At 58.0% G+C, this 17336-nt stretch carries 12 protein-coding genes and 1 pseudogene; 6 read left to right on the top strand and 7 right to left on the bottom strand.

Features of this window, described 5'->3' with window-relative positions:
* Nucleotides 1-287: 287 nt before the first annotated feature.
* The gene (locus tag VNZ60_RS18175; protein WP_325661600.1) at nt 288-812 is read right to left on the bottom strand and encodes a DUF1993 domain-containing protein; all 525 of its coding nucleotides are present in this window, start codon (nt 810-812) and stop codon (nt 288-290) included.
* A gap of 95 nt (nt 813-907) precedes the next feature.
* Nucleotides 908-1936: an SMP-30/gluconolactonase/LRE family protein gene (locus tag VNZ60_RS18180; RefSeq protein WP_325661602.1), complete on the bottom strand. Its 1029-nt coding sequence runs from the start codon at nt 1934-1936 to the stop codon at nt 908-910.
* A 97-nt stretch (nt 1937-2033) separates the two neighbouring features.
* Here VNZ60_RS18180 and VNZ60_RS18185 point away from each other — a divergent pair, with 97 nt between their 5' ends.
* Nucleotides 2034-2915, top strand: a complete 882-nt coding sequence (locus VNZ60_RS18185; protein WP_325661604.1) for a LysR family transcriptional regulator — start codon at nt 2034-2036, stop codon at nt 2913-2915.
* Between the two features lie 85 nt (nt 2916-3000).
* Here VNZ60_RS18185 and VNZ60_RS18190 read toward each other — a convergent pair whose 3' ends face one another.
* Nucleotides 3001-5097, bottom strand: a complete 2097-nt coding sequence (locus VNZ60_RS18190) for a carboxy terminal-processing peptidase (RefSeq protein ID WP_473964752.1) — start codon at nt 5095-5097, stop codon at nt 3001-3003.
* A gap of 356 nt (nt 5098-5453) precedes the next feature.
* A complete protein-coding gene (locus VNZ60_RS18195; protein WP_325661608.1) occupies nt 5454-5882 on the bottom strand; it encodes a TOBE domain-containing protein in 429 nt (142 codons plus the stop codon).
* 410 nt (nt 5883-6292) lie between these two features.
* Between VNZ60_RS18195 and VNZ60_RS18200 the strand changes: the two genes are divergently transcribed.
* The 4 genes from VNZ60_RS18200 to VNZ60_RS18215 all read left to right on the top strand — a co-directional run bounded on the left by VNZ60_RS18200 (nt 6293) and on the right by VNZ60_RS18215 (nt 12155).
* Nucleotides 6293-7861 (top strand): S53 family peptidase, encoded by a 1569-nt coding sequence (locus tag VNZ60_RS18200; RefSeq protein ID WP_325661609.1) that lies wholly within the window; start codon nt 6293-6295, stop codon nt 7859-7861.
* Nucleotides 7862-7954: 93 nt separating this feature from the next.
* A complete protein-coding gene (locus VNZ60_RS18205; protein ID WP_325661611.1) occupies nt 7955-9556 on the top strand; it encodes a S10 family peptidase in 1602 nt (533 codons plus the stop codon).
* A 149-nt stretch (nt 9557-9705) separates the two neighbouring features.
* On the top strand, nt 9706-11322 hold the full coding sequence (locus VNZ60_RS18210) for an asparaginase domain-containing protein (RefSeq protein ID WP_325661613.1): 1617 nt from the start codon (nt 9706-9708) through the stop codon (nt 11320-11322).
* Between the two features lie 2 nt (nt 11323-11324).
* Nucleotides 11325-12155, top strand: coding sequence for a hypothetical protein (locus VNZ60_RS18215; RefSeq protein ID WP_325661615.1), 831 nt, complete (start codon nt 11325-11327; stop codon nt 12153-12155).
* Here VNZ60_RS18215 and VNZ60_RS18220 read toward each other — a convergent pair.
* The 3 genes and pseudogenes from VNZ60_RS18220 to VNZ60_RS18230 all read right to left on the bottom strand — a co-directional run.
* The gene (locus tag VNZ60_RS18220) at nt 12152-12706 is read right to left on the bottom strand and encodes a class IV adenylate cyclase (protein WP_325661617.1); all 555 of its coding nucleotides are present in this window, start codon (nt 12704-12706) and stop codon (nt 12152-12154) included. The genes VNZ60_RS18215 and VNZ60_RS18220 overlap by 4 nt on opposite strands.
* 168 nt (nt 12707-12874) lie before the next feature.
* Nucleotides 12875-14497: a gamma-glutamyltransferase gene (gene ggt / locus VNZ60_RS18225; RefSeq protein WP_414648900.1), complete on the bottom strand. Its 1623-nt coding sequence runs from the start codon at nt 14495-14497 to the stop codon at nt 12875-12877.
* Nucleotides 14498-14774: 277 nt separating this feature from the next.
* Nucleotides 14775-15497, bottom strand: a pseudogene (locus tag VNZ60_RS18230) (GNAT family N-acetyltransferase); the annotation flags it as partial.
* A gap of 186 nt (nt 15498-15683) precedes the next feature.
* Here VNZ60_RS18230 and pdxR point away from each other — a divergent pair.
* On the top strand, nt 15684-17171 hold the full coding sequence (pdxR, locus tag VNZ60_RS18235; protein WP_325661621.1) for a MocR-like pyridoxine biosynthesis transcription factor PdxR: 1488 nt from the start codon (nt 15684-15686) through the stop codon (nt 17169-17171).
* Nucleotides 17172-17336 lie beyond the last annotated feature (165 nt).

Raw genomic sequence — 17336 nt, forward strand, 5'->3', positions numbered from 1 at the left:
TTGGTCTTTCCACCCGACTGACCACTACCTCATTTGGGGACCTGACCGAAGGGAAGGCAACGGCTTTGCGGTCGCCTTTTCTTTGCTTACTTTCTTTTGGCGAAGCAAAAGAAAGTGAGTAGCTGCCGGGCTACCCCCGGCGTGTATCCACGGAGTAGTGAACGTTTTAAGTAACGACGGCCGATCGTTCATTGAATGCCACGGCACTTACTCCGTGGCCCGTTAAATGGGGTCAGAGTAATTTTCGCAAAGGGCCGCGAAAAAAAACTCTGACCCCATTTAACTAATTATGCCGGCTCTATGTCGAAATGCCCGAGATAATCGAGCTTCCCCACCGCCACACCCTTGTTCCGCAAAATGTCATGCACCGTCGTCACATGAAAGAAAAAATTCGGCAAGGTAAACGTCAACAGATAAGCATCGCCCAGCAAGGTAGTTTTGAATTTCCCAAAACTCAAGGAAACCGACCGCGTCTCACTCCCCTGCAAATCCTCCAACCGCACGTCATCCAGAAAAGCAATCGTCTTCGCCACCCGCTCCTGCAACTCAGCAAACGTCGCCTCATTATCCTCAAAGCGCGGCGCCTCAATCGCCGACAAGCGCCCAATCGCATTCTTCGAAGTATCGCTAGCCCGCTGTATCTGCCCCGCCAGCGACAACATATCCGGCGCCAGTTTTGCATTCACCATCTCAGCCGGATCGATATTGTTAGCCTTGGCATAAGCCTCAGCCTTCTCCAGATAAGCAGCCAGCACACCAAGTCCACGCACGAACACCGGAACGGAAATTTGATACATCGATAAGGACGACATGTTGAACTCCAGAAAAAGGAAAGGCGTCAAGCCGGGACCATCATCCTATCCGTTTTGGCACATCGCCGCATTTCCTGGCAAGCCCGCGCACGGCTCTACTTTGACAGCGAATCTGGTAACACCCGCGACTGCAGGTCGAACGGCACATTGAGCGGTATGGCGGCCGGATCATCCTTGTGCTGGAACAGCAGCGAATACTTGGACTCGATGAAATAGACGCGATTGCCGACAATCACGCCGGAAGACGGATCGTTAAGCCCGGCCACGATGGTTTCCAGCGTCGCGCTGTTGCCGTTTATTTTGGCTACGCTGATCTGACCGCCGTAAGCGCCGGTCTTGCCAAAAGCATTGCTTTCGAAAATCGCCATCCGCCCCGGCGCGTAAATACGTATCGCATCCGCATTCTTCAAAACCCGCGGCATATCGACACGGCTAACCGCGCCCGCAGCGCCGTCCTGACCAACATCCACCTTCAGCACATAAGGCACTGCTGTCACCAAACTCACATAAAGCTGCCGATCGCCATCCAGCGCAATCCCGTTCAGGAACACACCATCGCTGCCGGCGCCCATAGTGGGATCCTCCTTCCATACAGTCAAAGCCGAAGCCCCAGGCAACAGACGCAACACGCGCGGATGGAAGGAATCGGTGACATACAAGACGCCTTGGCTATCCTGTGCCAGATCGTTGCAGTAACCCTTGTCCGGCATCAGATAGCTGGCGCGCGGCGCGCCGCTGGCAAGGTCGTAGCTTTTCAGCGCGCTGGGGGTCGACGACACGCTGGTGTAACCCCAGTTGCCGGAACAGACCCAGAGCAACTGATGCGCGGCGTCGACCAGCACACCCTGGCCGTTAGCCAGGCCATTGGAGCCGGGCGCAACCAGGATTTCCGGCGCGCCGCCGTGCGGCGAGACACGGGCCACCGCTCCCTGGCGCCAGCTGCCGATATAAAACGCGCCATCCGGCCCGGTCGCAATACTTTCCGGATACCAGTCCGCCGGCAGGGCCAAGGTCGGCAGCGCAGCAGCGCCGGCGTCGGCATGGGCCGGCCGTTGCCAGCAAAACAAGGCGGCCAAAAAGGTGGCCAATAAAGCGACGCTATGCAAAAGGGTGTTCGACTTCATTTTTTCTCCACTGAGGACAAGGACAAGCCATTCTCAATCCAGCGCCAAATTTGATAAACTGGCCTTTTCTTTCTTCACTCAACACTCAGGCTTTGGAATGGATCGATTAACCAGCATGGCTGTGTTCGTACGGGTAGTGGAAAAAGGCAGCTTCGCAGCGGTTGCCGAGGAGTTCTCGCTCTCCACCACCATGGTGGCGAATCACGTACGGGCATTGGAAAGCCATCTGGGCGCCCGCCTGTTGGACCGCACCACCCGGCGCCACAGCCTGACCGAAATCGGCAGCGTGTACGTCGAGCGTTGCCGCGATGTGCTTAACAGCGTGCAAGCCGCCGACTATGTGGCCGAAGCCTTGCGCGCCGTGCCGCGCGGCAAATTGCGGATGACCGCGCCGGTCACCTATGGCGCACATCGGCTGGTGCCGCTGATCGGCGAATACATGGCCTTGTTCCCGGAGGTACAGGTGGAGCTGGTGTTGAACGACCGCGTGGTGGATATGGTGGAGGAGGGATTCGAAGTGGCGCTGCGTTCCGGCAGCTTGAGCGGCGCCAACCTGATCGCCCGCCCCCTGCGCCCATCGCGCATGTTCGCAGTGGCCAGCCCGGCTTACCTGGAGCGTCACGGCAGGCCGCAACATCCGGCCGATCTGGCCAATCACAATTGCCTGGGTTTCATGTCTTGGGGCAAAGATCACGAATGGCGGTTTACCCAGGGCGAGCAGGCGCTGTCGATCCCGGTGCGCGGATCGTTTGTCAGCAATAGCGGCCAGGCTTTACTCAGCGCGGCTGTGAGCGGCATCGGGGTGGTGGTGCAAGGGGATGTGCTGCTGGAGAGCGCTATCGCTTCGGGACAGCTGCTGCAGTTGCTGCCGGCCTGGGACTTGCCGACGCGGCCGATCCATCTGGTGCGCACCAGGGACGCCAGGCCGACCGCCAAGCTGCGCACCTTCGTCGATTTCCTGGTGCAGCGGCTGGGCTGAGGCAGCCATCAATCGAAAAAAAAAGAGAGCCTGGGTGGCTCTCTTTTTTTTGATTGCTTAGGTTCGACTGCTTATGTTCGACTGATTATTTCGGTACGGCGCCAGGCGCTTGCTGAACCGCAAATTTCGTATTGGCTTTGAGCAGATCCGATTGATCGCCGAGAATTTGCGCGGCCTCGTTCAGCAATACGTCCTTCGCATTCTTCTGCGCTTTTTCAGCCGCGAGCTGCGCACTCAGGCTGCGTTCGTTGACTTGCAAACCGTCATCCTGGAGGTCGAGATCGGTGGCGTCTTTATCGCCATCCTTGGCACGCGCCTTGAGGCGGGCTTCCTGCAGATTCATTTCAGCGCGGCGGTCGGCTTCGTTGAGCGAGATGACGCGCTTCTTGCGTTGCACATTCAACTCAGTCACATCTTCCAGGAAACGCTGGAAATCCTTGTCTTTCTCGACGCGTGCATCGTGCCGGCTCTGGATCTGCGGCAGCAAATCCTTGACACTGCCGACAGGCGCATAATCCGCCGCCTTCACTTGCGTCCACGGCAACGCATTGTCGTAGCTCGACTCGCCAAAACTCTCGGTATCCGAGAAACCCGGCAAGCTGATGTCAGGCGTTACGCCGCGCAGCTGGGTGGTGCCGCCGTTGATGCGGAAAAACTGGGCGATGGTCATTTTCAGTTCGCCGTATTTTGGCTTGTCGTTGTGCGTCAGTTCGTCAAGATTGACCATGGTTTGCACCGTGCCTTTGCCAAAACTGCCTTCGCCAATGATGACGCCGCGGCCATAATCCTGGATCGCCGCCGCAAAAATTTCCGAGGCCGAGGCCGAACCGCGATTGATCAGAACGGCCAGCGGGCCGGTCCAGGCTGGAACAGAGCGATCGTCGGCTTCGACATTGACGTCGCCACGCGCATTGCGTTGCTGCACGATCGGCCCCTTGCCGACAAACAGGCCGGTCAGATCTACCGCCTCGGTCAGCGAGCCGCCGCCGTTATTGCGCAAATCGATCAGTACGCTGTCGACCTTGTCTTTTTTCAGTTCGGCCAGCAGTGCCGCCACATCGCGGCTGGCGCTGCGGAAATTCTTGTCGCCTTTACGCCGCGCATCGAAATCTTCATAGAAGGCAGGCAAGGTGATCACACCCACTTTGCGAGTGGCGTCGCCGTTCTTGGTGGTGATGATGGTTTTCTTTGCCGCCTGTTGTTCCAGGCTGATCTTGTTGCGCACCAGGTTGATCAGTTTGTGCTTGCCATCCGGACCGGCGTCGGCCGGCAATACATCCAGCCGTACCACAGTGTCCTTGGCGCCGCGAATCAGTTTCACGACGTCGTCGATACGGGTGCCGACCACGTCTGTCATGACGCCCTTGTCGCCTTGGGCCACGCCAACGATCCGGTCGCCGACTGCAAGCTTGCCGGACAATTGCGCCGGGCCGCCCGCCACCAGCTCGCGGATGGTGGTGTATTCATCTCTTTCCTGCAGCACCGCGCCGATGCCGACCAGGGACAGCTTCATGGAAATATCGAAATCCGCAGCTGCGTTGGTGCCCAGGTAATCGGTATGCGGCTCAATCGATGTCGCATAAGCGTTCATGAAAATCTGGAATACATCGTCGCTCTTGTATTTATAGGCGCGCGTCAGGGAATTTTCATAACGCTTGCTGAGCGTATCGCGAATCGCCGTGTCTTTCTTGCCAGCCAGTTTCAGGCGCAGCCAGTCGTTCTTGACACGTTTGCGCCATAGCTCGCGGCTTTCTGCTTCGGATTGCGGCCAAGGCTCCTTGTCGCGCATGAAGGAATAATCTTCTTTCTGGCTAAAGTCGAACCCCTGCTTGAGCAACCCGCGCGCATACGTCAGGCGTTCGACAATGCGCTGTTCGTACAGATTGAAAATGGCGAAAGGGATGCGCAGGTCTTCTTTATAAATCGCGTCATCGAGCTTGCTGTTTTGCGCCGTGAACTGATCGATATCGGCTTGCACGAAAAAGAATTTCTCCGGATCAAGCGACTTGATATAACGGTTGATGATCTTGGCGGACAAGGTATCGTCCAGCGGCACCGGCTTGTAGTGGAAGCGTGTCAGGAATTGCGCGCTCAGGTGCGCCGCTTGCGCTTGTTGCTGCAACGGCGCCAGGACTGGCGGTGGTCCGGCTTCCAGCGCGTGGGCGGCAGTGGAAATTGCCAAAATTACACATAACAGACTATTTTTTACGCGCATATAACCTTCAATTCGATGTTCGATGTTAGCTGCTGATTTGAGCGGCAAGAGCATTTTTCTTGCCGGCCGCTCCTGCTTATAACCTTGCTTACTACAGCAGGAATGGCCGCCGGAAGGCTGGGTGTTATGCCATTCGACCGGCACAGCGGGCAAGCGTTCAAATTGGGTAATTCTACTGCGCTTTGCTTAAGGTTTACTTAAATCGGGGTTTTCCCGGGGCAGGCTGAGGGCCGGATCTCGCGCCGGTCATCAGCGCAGTTTTCCCGGGGCAACTCTTGCTTGCTTTTCAAGCAGGAGTTGCCCCTGGATCAAGGCAGTGGCTGTCAGCCCTTGACGCCGACAATCACGTGCGACGCTTTAAAAATCGCCACTACCGGTTTGCCGGCGGCCAGACGAAGTGCAATCGCGCTTTCCTGGGTAATGATGGCCGTCAGCGTCGCGCCGCCATTCAGGCTGACTTCTATTTCGGTATTCACTGCGCCGGGTTTCACCGTTTTGACGGTGCCTTGCAGGCGGTTGCGTGTAGAAAACTTGATGCCGGCGTCAGGTGCGGACAAAATTATCCAAGGCGCCTTTACCAACGCCAAGGCTTCTGCGCCTGGCTTCAGGTCCAGGTATTTGGTGCTCTCGCGCGTGATGACCGCAACGATGCGATCGCCGCCGGGAAGAGTGATCTCCACCTCGTCATTGACCACGCCCTGGTTAATGGCGGTGACCTTTCCTGCGAATTCATTGCGTGCGCTAGTCAACATTTTTAACTCCTTGGTTTTACGATGAGAGCCGGTTTGAGGCGGCTTGGAAGGACGGGGTTTTATCATACCGGATCGCTTGATCCTGATGGCTGCCTCAAGCTTCTAATGCTTATAGCTCAATAGCAATAATTCTAGCCAAATTGTCATGCTCAGGCTTATGACGAATGTATTGCGCAAGCGATTCCGATGCATCTGCATGGCGACGGATGGTGCTGAGAAAATCGCTGTAAAATATTTCTGCTCAGAAATGAACTGTCTCCCCTCGCGTCAGGTCAGACCGGTATCGGCATGCAGCAGCCATTGCCATCCGCCGCAAGCTTATTTGCTGCCGGCTCGCAGCATTTGCTGAAATCGAAATATCTGTTTGTCCTTCCACGCTGTATCTGTTTCAGAAACGGAGTAACACAGTCATGGCAAAAATCCCTGTCCCCGGCAGCGAACGCACGGCCCTCTCTGGAGCCCGATGCGTCGGTGCTGCCGACCCTTCCGAGCAGCTCGAAGTAACGATTATCATGCGCCGCAATGCCGATCTGGAATTGTGCGATATGGTCGATAAGCAAAATAAGCAGGACGCCAGCGGCGCCTGCGAGGCGCATCTTTCACGTGAAGAATTCGCTCGCAGATTTTCTGCCGCGCCACTGGATATCGCCAGGATAGCCGTGTTTGCGCGAGACCATTCATTGCAAGTGGTACGCGAGAACGCCGCTGGCAGCAGCGTCACCTTATCCGGATCCGTGGCGCAGTTTAATCAGGCCTTCGATGTCGATCTGCAGCGTTATGAATCGCATCTTGGCAACTATCGCGGACGTACCGGCGCAGTCAAGATCCCGGCTGAATTGCAAGATATCGTGACGGCGGTGGTCGGTCTCGACGATCGGCCGCAGGCGCATTCGCATTTCCGTTTGCAGCCGCCATTCCGCTTCGCCCCGCACAAGGTTTCCACCTCTTATCTGCCGCCGCAACTGGCGTCCTTGTATGACTTTCCAGGCAACTTGGGTAAAGGCCAATGCATCGGCATCATCGAGCTGGGCGGCGGTTATCAGGCGGCCGATCTGAAAACGTATTTTTCCAAGATCGGGGTGGCGCTTCCTAACGTCACTTCGGTAGCGGTGAATGGTCCGGGTAATCAGCCTAGCGGCGATCCCAATGGCCCCGATGGCGAGGTGGTGCTGGATATCCAGATTGCTGGTGCGCTGGCGCCGGAGGCGCACATCGTGGTGTATTTTTCGACGAATACAGACGCCGGTTTCCTTAACGCACTCAACAGCGCCGTGCATGACAGCAGCAATCAACCGTCCGTCATCTCGATCAGCTGGGGCAGCGCCGAGCCACGCTGGACGCAGCAAGCCATGCAAGCCTTCAATGCAGCGTTGCAGGCGGCGGCAGCGATGGGGATCACGGTATGCATCGCCTCGGGCGACAGCGGTTCTGGCGACGGTGTGGCAGGCGGCGGCAATCATGTCGACTTTCCCGCATCCAGTCCCTACGCCCTGGCTTGCGGCGGCACCCGCCTGCTGGCTGCCGGCACGGCTATCGAGAGTGAGGTTGTCTGGAACGACGGCGCCCAAGGCGGCGCCGGCGGCGGTGGCGTCAGCGCCGTCTTCGCATTGCCGGCCTGGCAGCAGAACCTGGTGCTTACCGGCAGCGACGGCAAGCAGCAGCCGCTGTCCAGGCGTGGCGTGCCGGATGTGGCCGGCAACGCCGACCCGATCACCGGCTATCAGGTGTATATCGATGGCAGCGATGCGGTGGTAGGCGGCACCAGCGCCGTGGCGCCGCTATGGGCGGCGCTGATCGTGCGCATCAATGCGGCGAAGGGCAGCGCGGTAGGTTTCGTGAATCCAAAGTTATATCGGCAGCAGGCTGCCTTCCATGATGTCACGCAGGGCAACAACGGCTATTTCGCCGCGGCGCCGGGATGGGACGCATGCACCGGGCTCGGCAGCCCTGACGGCAAGAAACTGGCAAGCGTACTTTGATGCACCGTATTTGATCGTGCTTGATCGTATTTGACCGTACTTAACCGTGGCGGCCGCCCGATCGGCCGGCCACATCTAGAAAAGGAAAAGATCATGAGTGCCACGCATGCATCGGTCGGCGCAACGGACGCGCCGCAAGACCAACCTTGTTTCGATCCCACCGCCTACGGCAACGGTCCTGGCGATGCGGTCACCGATACGACAGAAAATGCAGCCGTCACCCACCACAACATCACCATAGGCAAGCGCGCCTACCCCTACACGGCGACTGCCGGCCATCTGGTAGCGGTGGACGCTGGCAGTTCGCAAGCCGCGGCAAAAATGTTCTACGTCGCGTTTACCGTCGACGGCCAGGATCTGAATGCTCGACCGCTCACCTTTTTCTATAACGGCGGACCCGGTTCGTCGTCGGTGTTTGTGCTGCTGGGTTCGTTTGCGCCGAAGCGTATCAAGACTTCCATGCCTGGCTTCACGCCACCGCCACCCTATACCCTGGAAGACAATCCGGACAGCCTGCTCGACAAGAGCGACCTGGTCTTCATCAATCCGGTCGGCACCGGTTATTCGGCCGCCATCGCACCCTACAAAAACAAGGATTTCTGGGGCGTCGACCAGGACGCCAAATCGATCAGGCAATTCATCAAACGCTACCTCACCGCGAATGACCGCTGGAACTCGCCGAAATTCCTGTTCGGCGAATCGTACGGCACGCCGCGCAGCGCGGTGCTGGCGTATTTGCTGCACGAGGATGGCGTCGATCTGAACGGCATTACGCTACAGTCGTCGATCCTCGATTACGCGCAGGCTGGCAATCCGGTAGGGGCGCTGCCGACGGCAGTAGCCGACGCCTGGTATCACAAGAAAACCAAGCTCACGCCCGCACCGATCAGTCTGCCGGCGCTGATGGCGGACGCGGCGCTGTTTGCACGCAGCGACTACGCTACCGCGTTGCAGAATTTTCCAAAAATCGATCCGGCAACGCTGCAGAAATTGAGCGACTTCACCGGCATCGATCCCACCACGCTGACCGCATGGGGGCTGGATATGACCGCCGGCGACAGCCACGGCAGAACCTTGTTCCTGATCAGTCTGTTGCGGAGCCAGGGGCTGGCGCTGGGCTCCTATGACGGCCGCGTGACCGGCATCGATACCGGGATTGCCGCCGACATCTCGCCCAACTCGGGCGGCAACGATCCAAGCATGACGGCGGTCTCCGGCGTATATACCGCGATGTGGAACAACTATTTGAATGACGGCTTGAAGTTCACCTCGAATTCTGCCTTCACCGATCTCAACGACCAGGCGTTCCAGAATTGGGATTTCAGCCATATCGATCCGACCGGCGCGCAAAAAGGCGTCGACGCCACCGGCAATGTCATCTTGTACACGGCTGGCGATCTGGCGGCGACGATGAGCTTGAACGTCGATCTGAAAGTACTGTCTGCCAACGGCTATTACGATTTCGTCACGCCGTTCTACCAGACCGTCATCGATCTGCAGAAAATGCCGCTGATCGATCCGGCCATACGAAAAAACCTGAGTGCGAAATTTTATCCGTCGGGCCACATGATCTATCTGGAAGCGGCTTCACGCACCGCTCTGAAAGCCGATGTGGCGGCAATGATAGACGGCGCCACCTCAGATCACCAGGCGATGGCCAGGATCAGGACATTGCAAACGCTTAAAACCGTTTGAAACCGCTAAGCGCGTGGCGGATAGATATGCTTATCCATAGTTCATGCGACGTGCCACCCTGTCAAAATTGACAGTCTTACCCAATCGATTGCCATGTCCTAACATATTTCATAGTGAGGGCGTCGTATCCATCGATTGGGGGGAGTATCTTGAAGCTAGCCGTGATCAATACCGGTGGCACGATCAGTTGCGTCGGCACACCCCTCAGCCCAATGTCGGCGCAAGCTTTTGCCAGCGCATGCGAGAGTCTTGTAAATCCGATAATCAAGCAAAACTATCCGGCATTGAGTATCCACTATGTGGTGGATCTGAAGTTCCCGGAATCTCCCAAAACCGGGACGCTGGACAGCACCAATCTGCAGCCAACGGACTGGTGTCTTATCGCAAATCATGTGTTGAAAAACTATGCGGCTTATGACGGCTGGGTGATATTGCATGGCACCGACAGCATGGATTTCACCGGAACGGCTCTACCGTTCTTGCTATCGTCATTCAATGCAAACGGCATTCCAACTGCCGCACTCAGCAAACCCATCATTCTCACCGGATCGCAGATGCCGATGTTTTATCAGGCGCGGGGCAGTCAAACGCCATCGTCGCTGATATTCAACACTGACGCATTGCAGAATTTTTGCGGTGCAATTGCAGCGGCACAAAGCGGCGTCCCTGAGGTCTGCGTCTATTTTCAGAACCATTTGTTGCGTGGAAACCGGGTACTGAAAACCAATGCAAGCGGGTTTGATGCGTTTTCTTCTCCCAACTATCCTGCACTTGGAGAGTACGGGCTGAACTTCGATATCTACAATGAAAATGTATTGCCGCCACCGGTCAACTATGACGTAAGTCTTGATAATTCGTCGGTACTTGGAGACGCGCTTGCACAACTGGAAGACATAAGCGCGACTATCAACACATTTCCGGTAATGCAGTTCAACGCGTTTCCGGCGTGGTACGAATTCAACGATGCTACCGGTACTAGCTCCGGCCTCCTTGCGAACCTGCTTAACGCCTGTGTTGCGCAGGGTATCAAGGGACTTATTCTGGAATCCTATGGGGAAGGGAATTTCCCTTCCGGAAATCCGGACACGCCGTCCCTGGGTGCGACCTATCAGGCCTTGGACAGTGCTAACCGCAGTGGCGTTGTGATTGTCGACTGTACCCAGGTGATAAAGGGTGTGGTGAATAACAATGCTTATGCTGCCGGCGCCTGGTTGCCTGCCGTCGGCGCATTGAACCCTGCCGATATGACGCCTATGGCGGCTTTTGCGAAACTGATGGTGTTGCTGTCGTCAGCTAGATACAACGACTGGAACGCTGCCGATGTGAAGAATCTTTTTCAGCTGAACCTGCTTGGTGAAATGATGAGTGTCAGCAGACTGGATAGCCGCGCCAATGCCGAGCTGCTGGCGGGGCAGTCTCTAAGTGCAATTGACGGTAGCGCAACGCTCGTCAACGATCCGGTGCTTGGCCCGATATTGCGAGACAGCAGCGGCAAACAATTGTGGACAGCCCTGTCATCGCAACCTTCCGCAGATAAGATTCCAGGGCGCTTGATCATGCAGAACGATGGAAACCTGGTGTATTACAGCCGCTCCAATTCGGCGCTGTGGGCAAGCAACACCGGCATCAGCACTGGCGCCTCGTCCATGTTGATTTTAGGTGGGTCGGCGTCTGCCAGCGCCAATAATCTGTCGCTGCAGGTTTACAACTATTCGGCCAACACTGTCAGTAAGACTCTGTACTCACAATCAAAAAAAGGGGAGTGACAATGAATACGCCAATCCGACAATTCAAATTCAGCGGCATGATCGCACCGCAAGATCCTTTTCATCAGATAACCAGAGCCCAGCCGGGCGCCGCGCTGGCTGATGAACACTATATTGCCCCAACCACGGTCAATGTGACCGTCATCGTGCCTCCCGGAACCGGCACGATCGGCGTGCCGCAATACGCGCCGACAGTCATCGGCGAGCCGGCAGCTGCTTATGATCCGGCGCATGATTGCCGCGGCAATTACATGTCATACAAATTTCAGCCGAACAATAATTGCTATGCCTATGGCTGCAATATCACTCCAAATACTTTTCCGCAGCCAGGGCGGCGCAGTGGCTACCTGCTGACGGCAGCAGACTTTCAACAGTCGTTCGATGCGCTTGGAACGGCGGTGAGCGGCTATGCCGTGCGTGACGGTCTTACCTTTGTCGGCAAGACAATGGCAGATATCGTGGCGTTCAAATCGGCGCGGCAAGGCACATCGCCAGCCACACAATCCAGCGCCGCCAGAGCCGGCTATCTGGGCGGTCACTTCGTGGCGCTGATGGTGTCGACGGCCGGCGATGCAAACTGGCCGGGAGATTATCATTGGGCGCGCTGCGACAATTCTTCAGGGCCGTGCGATTCGTGGTCGCAGAAGGACGGCGGCGACCAGGTGACCAACTTCGACTTCGCCGGCAATCCGATTACCGATCCGTCGACAGCAAACTGGACCGTCAATCAAGGACCGTCCCCTCAACCACCCAATCAGGGGCAAGATCAAATCGTCGGCTACGGGTTTTACTGTTTTATGTTCGTGCCGGATAAAAACGTAAACATCGTTTAGCCGGTTTCGGATTCAATCGTAGGAGTTGACGCTGCATCGCGCTGCGGCGTCAACAGATCGACATAAGCACCTTCGATCAGCTGTGTTGCTTCGATGCCAATCTTGGCCATCAGCGCATGCGCTTCATCGACTCCGGCTTCGGCAGACTCGCCGTCGCCGAGAACAACTTCCAGTTCCAGAAAATCACCCAGGCCTTCGACACGGTCAAGATGGATACGAGTGCGTCCCGCCAGATACAGCGTGCGCTGTTTCACAACCCTGCCGACGCGGCCATGCGCCGCGGACAATACTTCGCGCAGCAAATCCGGCTCGGAGCTGTTTGAAATCAGATAGAACGATTCCTTTGGTCCGTCCCGATCCGAGCGGCGATAAAAAATCAGCTGGCAGCTGCCATTGCCAAAAGCGCGCAGTTTCAAGCGGCCATTGGCGCAGCCAAAGAATGCGTCGTCCTGGGCAATTTCAATCGGGCCTTGATCTGCAATCGCTGCTACTTTGGTGATCAGTGCGGGAGTGATATCGATGCGCGCTTTTATTTCTATATTGCTTGCCATGTAGTGCTGCCTAATCTATATGAAGGGATTGTTGAACATTAGACAGTGTCCCGCAAGGCGCGCTTTAGTGGCGCCGGCATAAAAATTACAGATTCAAAGAGACCGCCGAATGTGACGGTCTCTTCCATTGTGACGTTACGCTGCTGTGCATTACTCAATAGCCCGCGCTCAATAACCCAGCGCCAATCCCGAATTGCGGCGCGGATCGTTGGCGCCGTAGAAGCGGTTCTTGCCGACCGGCTTGCCAGCTAGCGAAGGCGCGCCAACCAAGATCGCTGCAACATGGTTGAACGGCTGCGGCACGGTGAATTTCTGGCCCCAGCCTTCGAGGATTTTCTGTGTGTCAGGGCTGAGAGTGAACGGTTCAAGATTGGTTGCCTCCGGCAGCCATTGCTGATGGAAGCGCGGCGCATCGACTGCCTCCTGGATATTCATGCCGTAGTCGATCACGTTCAGCATGGTCAGCAGGGTTGCCGTGATGATGCGGCTGCCGCCCGGCGTGCCGACTACCATCACGGTCTTGCCGTCCTTGGTGACAATGGTCGGGCTCATCGAGGACAACGGACGTTTTCCAGGTGCGATAGCGTTAGCCTCGCCTTGCACCAGGCCGTACATATTGGGCACGCCTATCTTGGCGGTGAAATCGTCCATCTCGTCGTTCAGCAAGACGCCGGTCTTGCTGGCCATGACGCCGGCGCCGAACCAGTCGTTCAGGGTGTAGGTCACCGAAACCGCGTTGCCCCATTTGTCGACGATCGAGTAGTGGGTGGTGTTGCTGCCTTCGTGCGGCGCGACTCCTGGTTTGATGTCTTGCGACACTCCCGCTTTGTGGGGATCGATGGCGGCGCGTATCTTGGCCGCATAACCCTTGTCAAGCAGCCGCGCCAACGGATTTTTCACGTAGTCGGGATCACCCAGGTAGCTGTTGCGGTCGACATAGGCGTGCCGCATGGCTTCGATCTGGTAGTGCATCGCCTGGGCCGAGCGGAAGCCGAGGTTTTGTATCGAGTAGCCTTCGAGGATATTCATGATCTCGCAGATAACCACGCCGCCTGAACTTGGCGGCGGCGCTGAGACCACATGGTAGCCGCGGTAGTCGCACTCGACCGGCGCCAGCTCGCGGGTCCGGTATTGATCGAGGTCAGCCTGCGTGATGAGACCCTTGCCAGCCTGGCTCGAAGCGACGATGGCTTTGGCAACCCAGCCCTTGTAGAAACCGTCGCTGCCCTTGGCGCCAATTTCGCGCAAGGTCTTGGCCAGATCCTTTTGCACCAGCTTCTGGCCGACGTGGAACGGCTCGCCTTTATTCAGGAAGATAGAACCCGAGTCAGCCGCGTCCTTCTTGAAAACCTCGGTCGCGGTCGCCAGCAAGTCAACGTCGCCCTGGTCCAGTACGAAGCCGTCCTCGGCGTACTTGATGGCCGGTGCGATCACCGCAGCGCGTTTCATCGTGCCATATTTGCTTAACGCCAGCTCCATGCCAGACACCGTGCCCGGCACGCCGACTGCCAGGTGGCCCTTGGTGCTCAGGTTTGGAATCACATTGCCGCTCTGGTCGAGGTACATATTGGCGGTAGCAGCCAGCGGCGCTTTTTCGCGGAAATCGAGGAAGGTCTTGCGGCCGTCGGCAAGCTGGATGGTCATGAAACCGCCGCCGCCGATGTTGCCTGCGGCGGGGTAGACCACTGCCAGCGCGTAGCCAACCGCGACTGCGGCGTCGACTGCATTGCCGCCATCCTTAAGGACGTCGACGCCAATCCGGGTGGCCAGGTGCTGGGCCGTGACGACCATGCCGTTTTCGGCGGCGGCCGGGGCTTGCGAAGCGGCTTGTGCGCCGGCATAACAAAGGGCGAACGCCGTTGCCAGCAGCGATTTGACCAGGGGATCGAATTTCATGGTGTGAGTCTCCAGTGCTGAACAGTGCAGAAAAAGAGGGACCTTGTTAGCAGCACGGCCTGGCGCTCCACGCTAGGAGTCGCCAGGACCGTGCACAACATTCTATAGTGAATGAAGGGGGATGAAGCGTGAAGAATAGCAACTAAGACAGCAACTAAGACAGCAACTAAGCGGCGCTGGATTTCGCGTTGCGCATCTCTGTCAGCGATGTGCGCTGCTGTCCTTGCGCATCGAAGTTATCCGGCGCCAGCCACCTTTCAAAGGCCGCGCGCAGCGCCGGCCATTCGCGGTCGAGGATGGAGAACCATGCGGTATCGCGCGAGCGCCCCTTGTAGATGACGGCCTGGCGAAATATGCCCTCGAACTGGAAGCCAAGGCGCGCGGCTGCCTGGCGCGAGGGTCCGTTCAAACTGTCGCATTTCCATTCGTAGCGCCGATAACCCAGTTGCTCGAAGGCGTGCTGCATCAACAGGTATTGGGCTTCGGTGGAAACCGGCGTGCGCTTTAAAAGGGGCGAGAACGTGACATTTCCGACTTCGATGACACCGTTAGCCGGGTCGATCCGCATCAGCGCCAGGGTGCCGACTGCGGTTCCGGTCTTGAGCTCGATGACCGCGTAGTGCAGGGGATCGGTGCTGGCTGCGGCGCGCTCGGCATAATCGAGGTAGCTGGCAGCATCGGCGAACGGGCCAACCGACAAGTAGGTCCAGTCGCGGCCATCTGCGGCTTTGCTGTAGGCCGCATACAGGTCTGCAGCGTGGCGTTGCGGGTCTAGTGGTTCCAGGCGGCAGTAGCGGCCTTCGATCGGGTTGTTATGCGGTGGCCGCGGGCGTGCGCTCCAGGCCGGTAAAGGTTCACCGATTGGTTGCTGGTATTGGTTCAGGGTATTGGGCATAGATGGTTCCTTGCTTCCTTGGTTGCTCGCTGCATGAAGCCAGACGTGTGCCGGGCATGTGCTAAAGTATGCGCTTCGTGGCTCCTGTAAAAGCGCCACATCATATGTATTTCATGGTGCCACGAGTTTGAGTCCACGCCCGCACCATACGTTCGCATTACGCTCCTAGCACATTCGGATCCTGCCATGACGACGACCGCCCCGGCCCTGGTGCCACAGGTTTTGCTCGAAGCCCCACTGGACAAAGAGCGCGACGCGCTGTCCATGCAACGCCAGCTGCATCATCGTATCAAGGAAGCGATCCTGGATGCTCGCCTGGCGCCCGGAAGCCGTCTGCCGGGCTCGCGCGCCTTGGCCGAGGCCTTGTCGATTTCCCGCAATACAGTGACTGCTGCTTACGACCTGCTGGCTGCGGAGGGTTATGTGCAACCCGACCGCCAGGGAACCAGAGTGGCGGCGCTATCGCGTCCAGCGCCGCCGCATGCCATGAGGATGACGGACTCGCCGCCATCGGTACCGGTCATCGCGCTACGTCTGGAGCGTATTCAGCCGACCGCACCACGTGCCGACGCCGGCGCGACCTTGCGTCCGGGCGTGCCGGCCTTGTCTCACTTCCCGCTGGCTGCCTGGCGTCGCGCCGTCGACCGCGCTATCCGCCAGGCGGGATCAGCGGCGCTGGGTTATGGCGATCCCCTGGGCGAGCCCGCGTTGCGCGCAGCCATCGCGCGCCACCTGGGCATCGCTCGCGGCGTACGTTGCACGCCGGCTCAGGTCGTGATTACCGAGGGCGCACAAGAAGCCCTGGCCTTATGTGTGCGTTTGTTAAGCAATCCCGGCGACACGGCCTGGATTGAGGATCCGGGCTATCGCGGTGCGAAGGCGGCGATGCACGCGGGCGACCTGCACATAACGCCGATGCGGATCGACGCCGACGGCCTGATCGTGACTGAAAGCGATTGGAAATCTCAGCCGCCGCGCCTGATCTACACTACGCCTTCGCATCAGTACCCTAGCGGCGCGGTGCTGACCGTGGCGCGCCGCCTGGAGCTGATCGCGCAAGCGCGGCGCCACGGCGCGTGGATCATCGAAGACGATTACGACAGCGAATTCCGCCACGCCGGCGAATCCATCGGCGCCATGCAGGGGCTGGTGCCGCAGGCGCCGGTGCTGTACGTCGGCACTTTCAGCAAGACCATGTTCCCATCCTTGCGCCTGGGATTCCTGGTGCTGCCGCAAGCGCTGGTCGCGGCAATCCAGACGCCGCTGGAAGAAATGCTGCGCGGCGGCCACCGCTATGAACAGCTGGCGCTGGCCGAATTTATCGAAAGCGGCCAGTTCAGCCGGCACCTGGGCCGCATGCGCCGCTTGTACCGCGATCGCCAGCAAGCGCTGCGGCATGCCTTGACCCGGCACCTGCATCTACCGCATGCGATCGCAGGCGGCCACTGCGGCTTGCACCTGACTGTGCGGCTACCGGCGCGTTACCCGGACCACAAGATCGCCGAGGCAGCCCGGCGCTACGGCATCGCACCCGGGCCGCTTTCGGGTTTTGCGCTGCGCCCCATGCCCGAGGACAACGGCTTGGTGTTGGGATATGGCAATACCCCCGCTGAGTTGTTCGAACCCTTGGTCCGACGCTTGTCGCAACTGATCCAGGCAGCCGAGATTTCCTAGTGTGCGCTTAAGCAACGCAGCTAACTGGGGTCAGAGTGAACTTTCTGCGCGCTTTTTGCAGAAACTTCACTCTGACCCCACTTAGCGGACCACATGACTCTTGCCGTGGCGATGTCATGAATTATGGAACTCGCAATTATTGCGAATATCGCGACTTTATTTAGC

It is taken from the genome of Collimonas sp., from assembly GCF_035566375.1.
Lineage (GTDB): Bacteria > Pseudomonadota > Gammaproteobacteria > Burkholderiales > Burkholderiaceae_D > Collimonas.

What these genes read in the sequence shown, in the direction of transcription:
- VNZ60_RS18180 (WP_325661602.1), bottom strand. Translation starts at nt 1,936, where the DNA reads ATGAAGTCGAACACCCTTTTGCATAGCGTCGCTTTATTGGCCACCTTT.
- VNZ60_RS18220 (WP_325661617.1), bottom strand. Translation starts at nt 12,706, where the DNA reads ATGGCAAGCAATATAGAAATAAAAGCGCGCATCGATATCACTCCCGCA.
- VNZ60_RS18175 (WP_325661600.1), bottom strand. Translation starts at nt 812, where the DNA reads ATGTCGTCCTTATCGATGTATCAAATTTCCGTTCCGGTGTTCGTGCGT.
- VNZ60_RS18195 (WP_325661608.1), bottom strand. Translation starts at nt 5,882, where the DNA reads ATGTTGACTAGCGCACGCAATGAATTCGCAGGAAAGGTCACCGCCATT.
- VNZ60_RS18200 (WP_325661609.1), top strand. Translation starts at nt 6,293, where the DNA reads ATGGCAAAAATCCCTGTCCCCGGCAGCGAACGCACGGCCCTCTCTGGA.
- pdxR (WP_325661621.1), top strand. Translation starts at nt 15,684, where the DNA reads ATGACGACGACCGCCCCGGCCCTGGTGCCACAGGTTTTGCTCGAAGCC.
- VNZ60_RS18205 (WP_325661611.1), top strand. Translation starts at nt 7,955, where the DNA reads ATGAGTGCCACGCATGCATCGGTCGGCGCAACGGACGCGCCGCAAGAC.
- ggt (WP_414648900.1), bottom strand. Translation starts at nt 14,497, where the DNA reads ATGGTCGTCACGGCCCAGCACCTGGCCACCCGGATTGGCGTCGACGTC.
- VNZ60_RS18185 (WP_325661604.1), top strand. Translation starts at nt 2,034, where the DNA reads ATGGATCGATTAACCAGCATGGCTGTGTTCGTACGGGTAGTGGAAAAA.
- VNZ60_RS18215 (WP_325661615.1), top strand. Translation starts at nt 11,325, where the DNA reads ATGAATACGCCAATCCGACAATTCAAATTCAGCGGCATGATCGCACCG.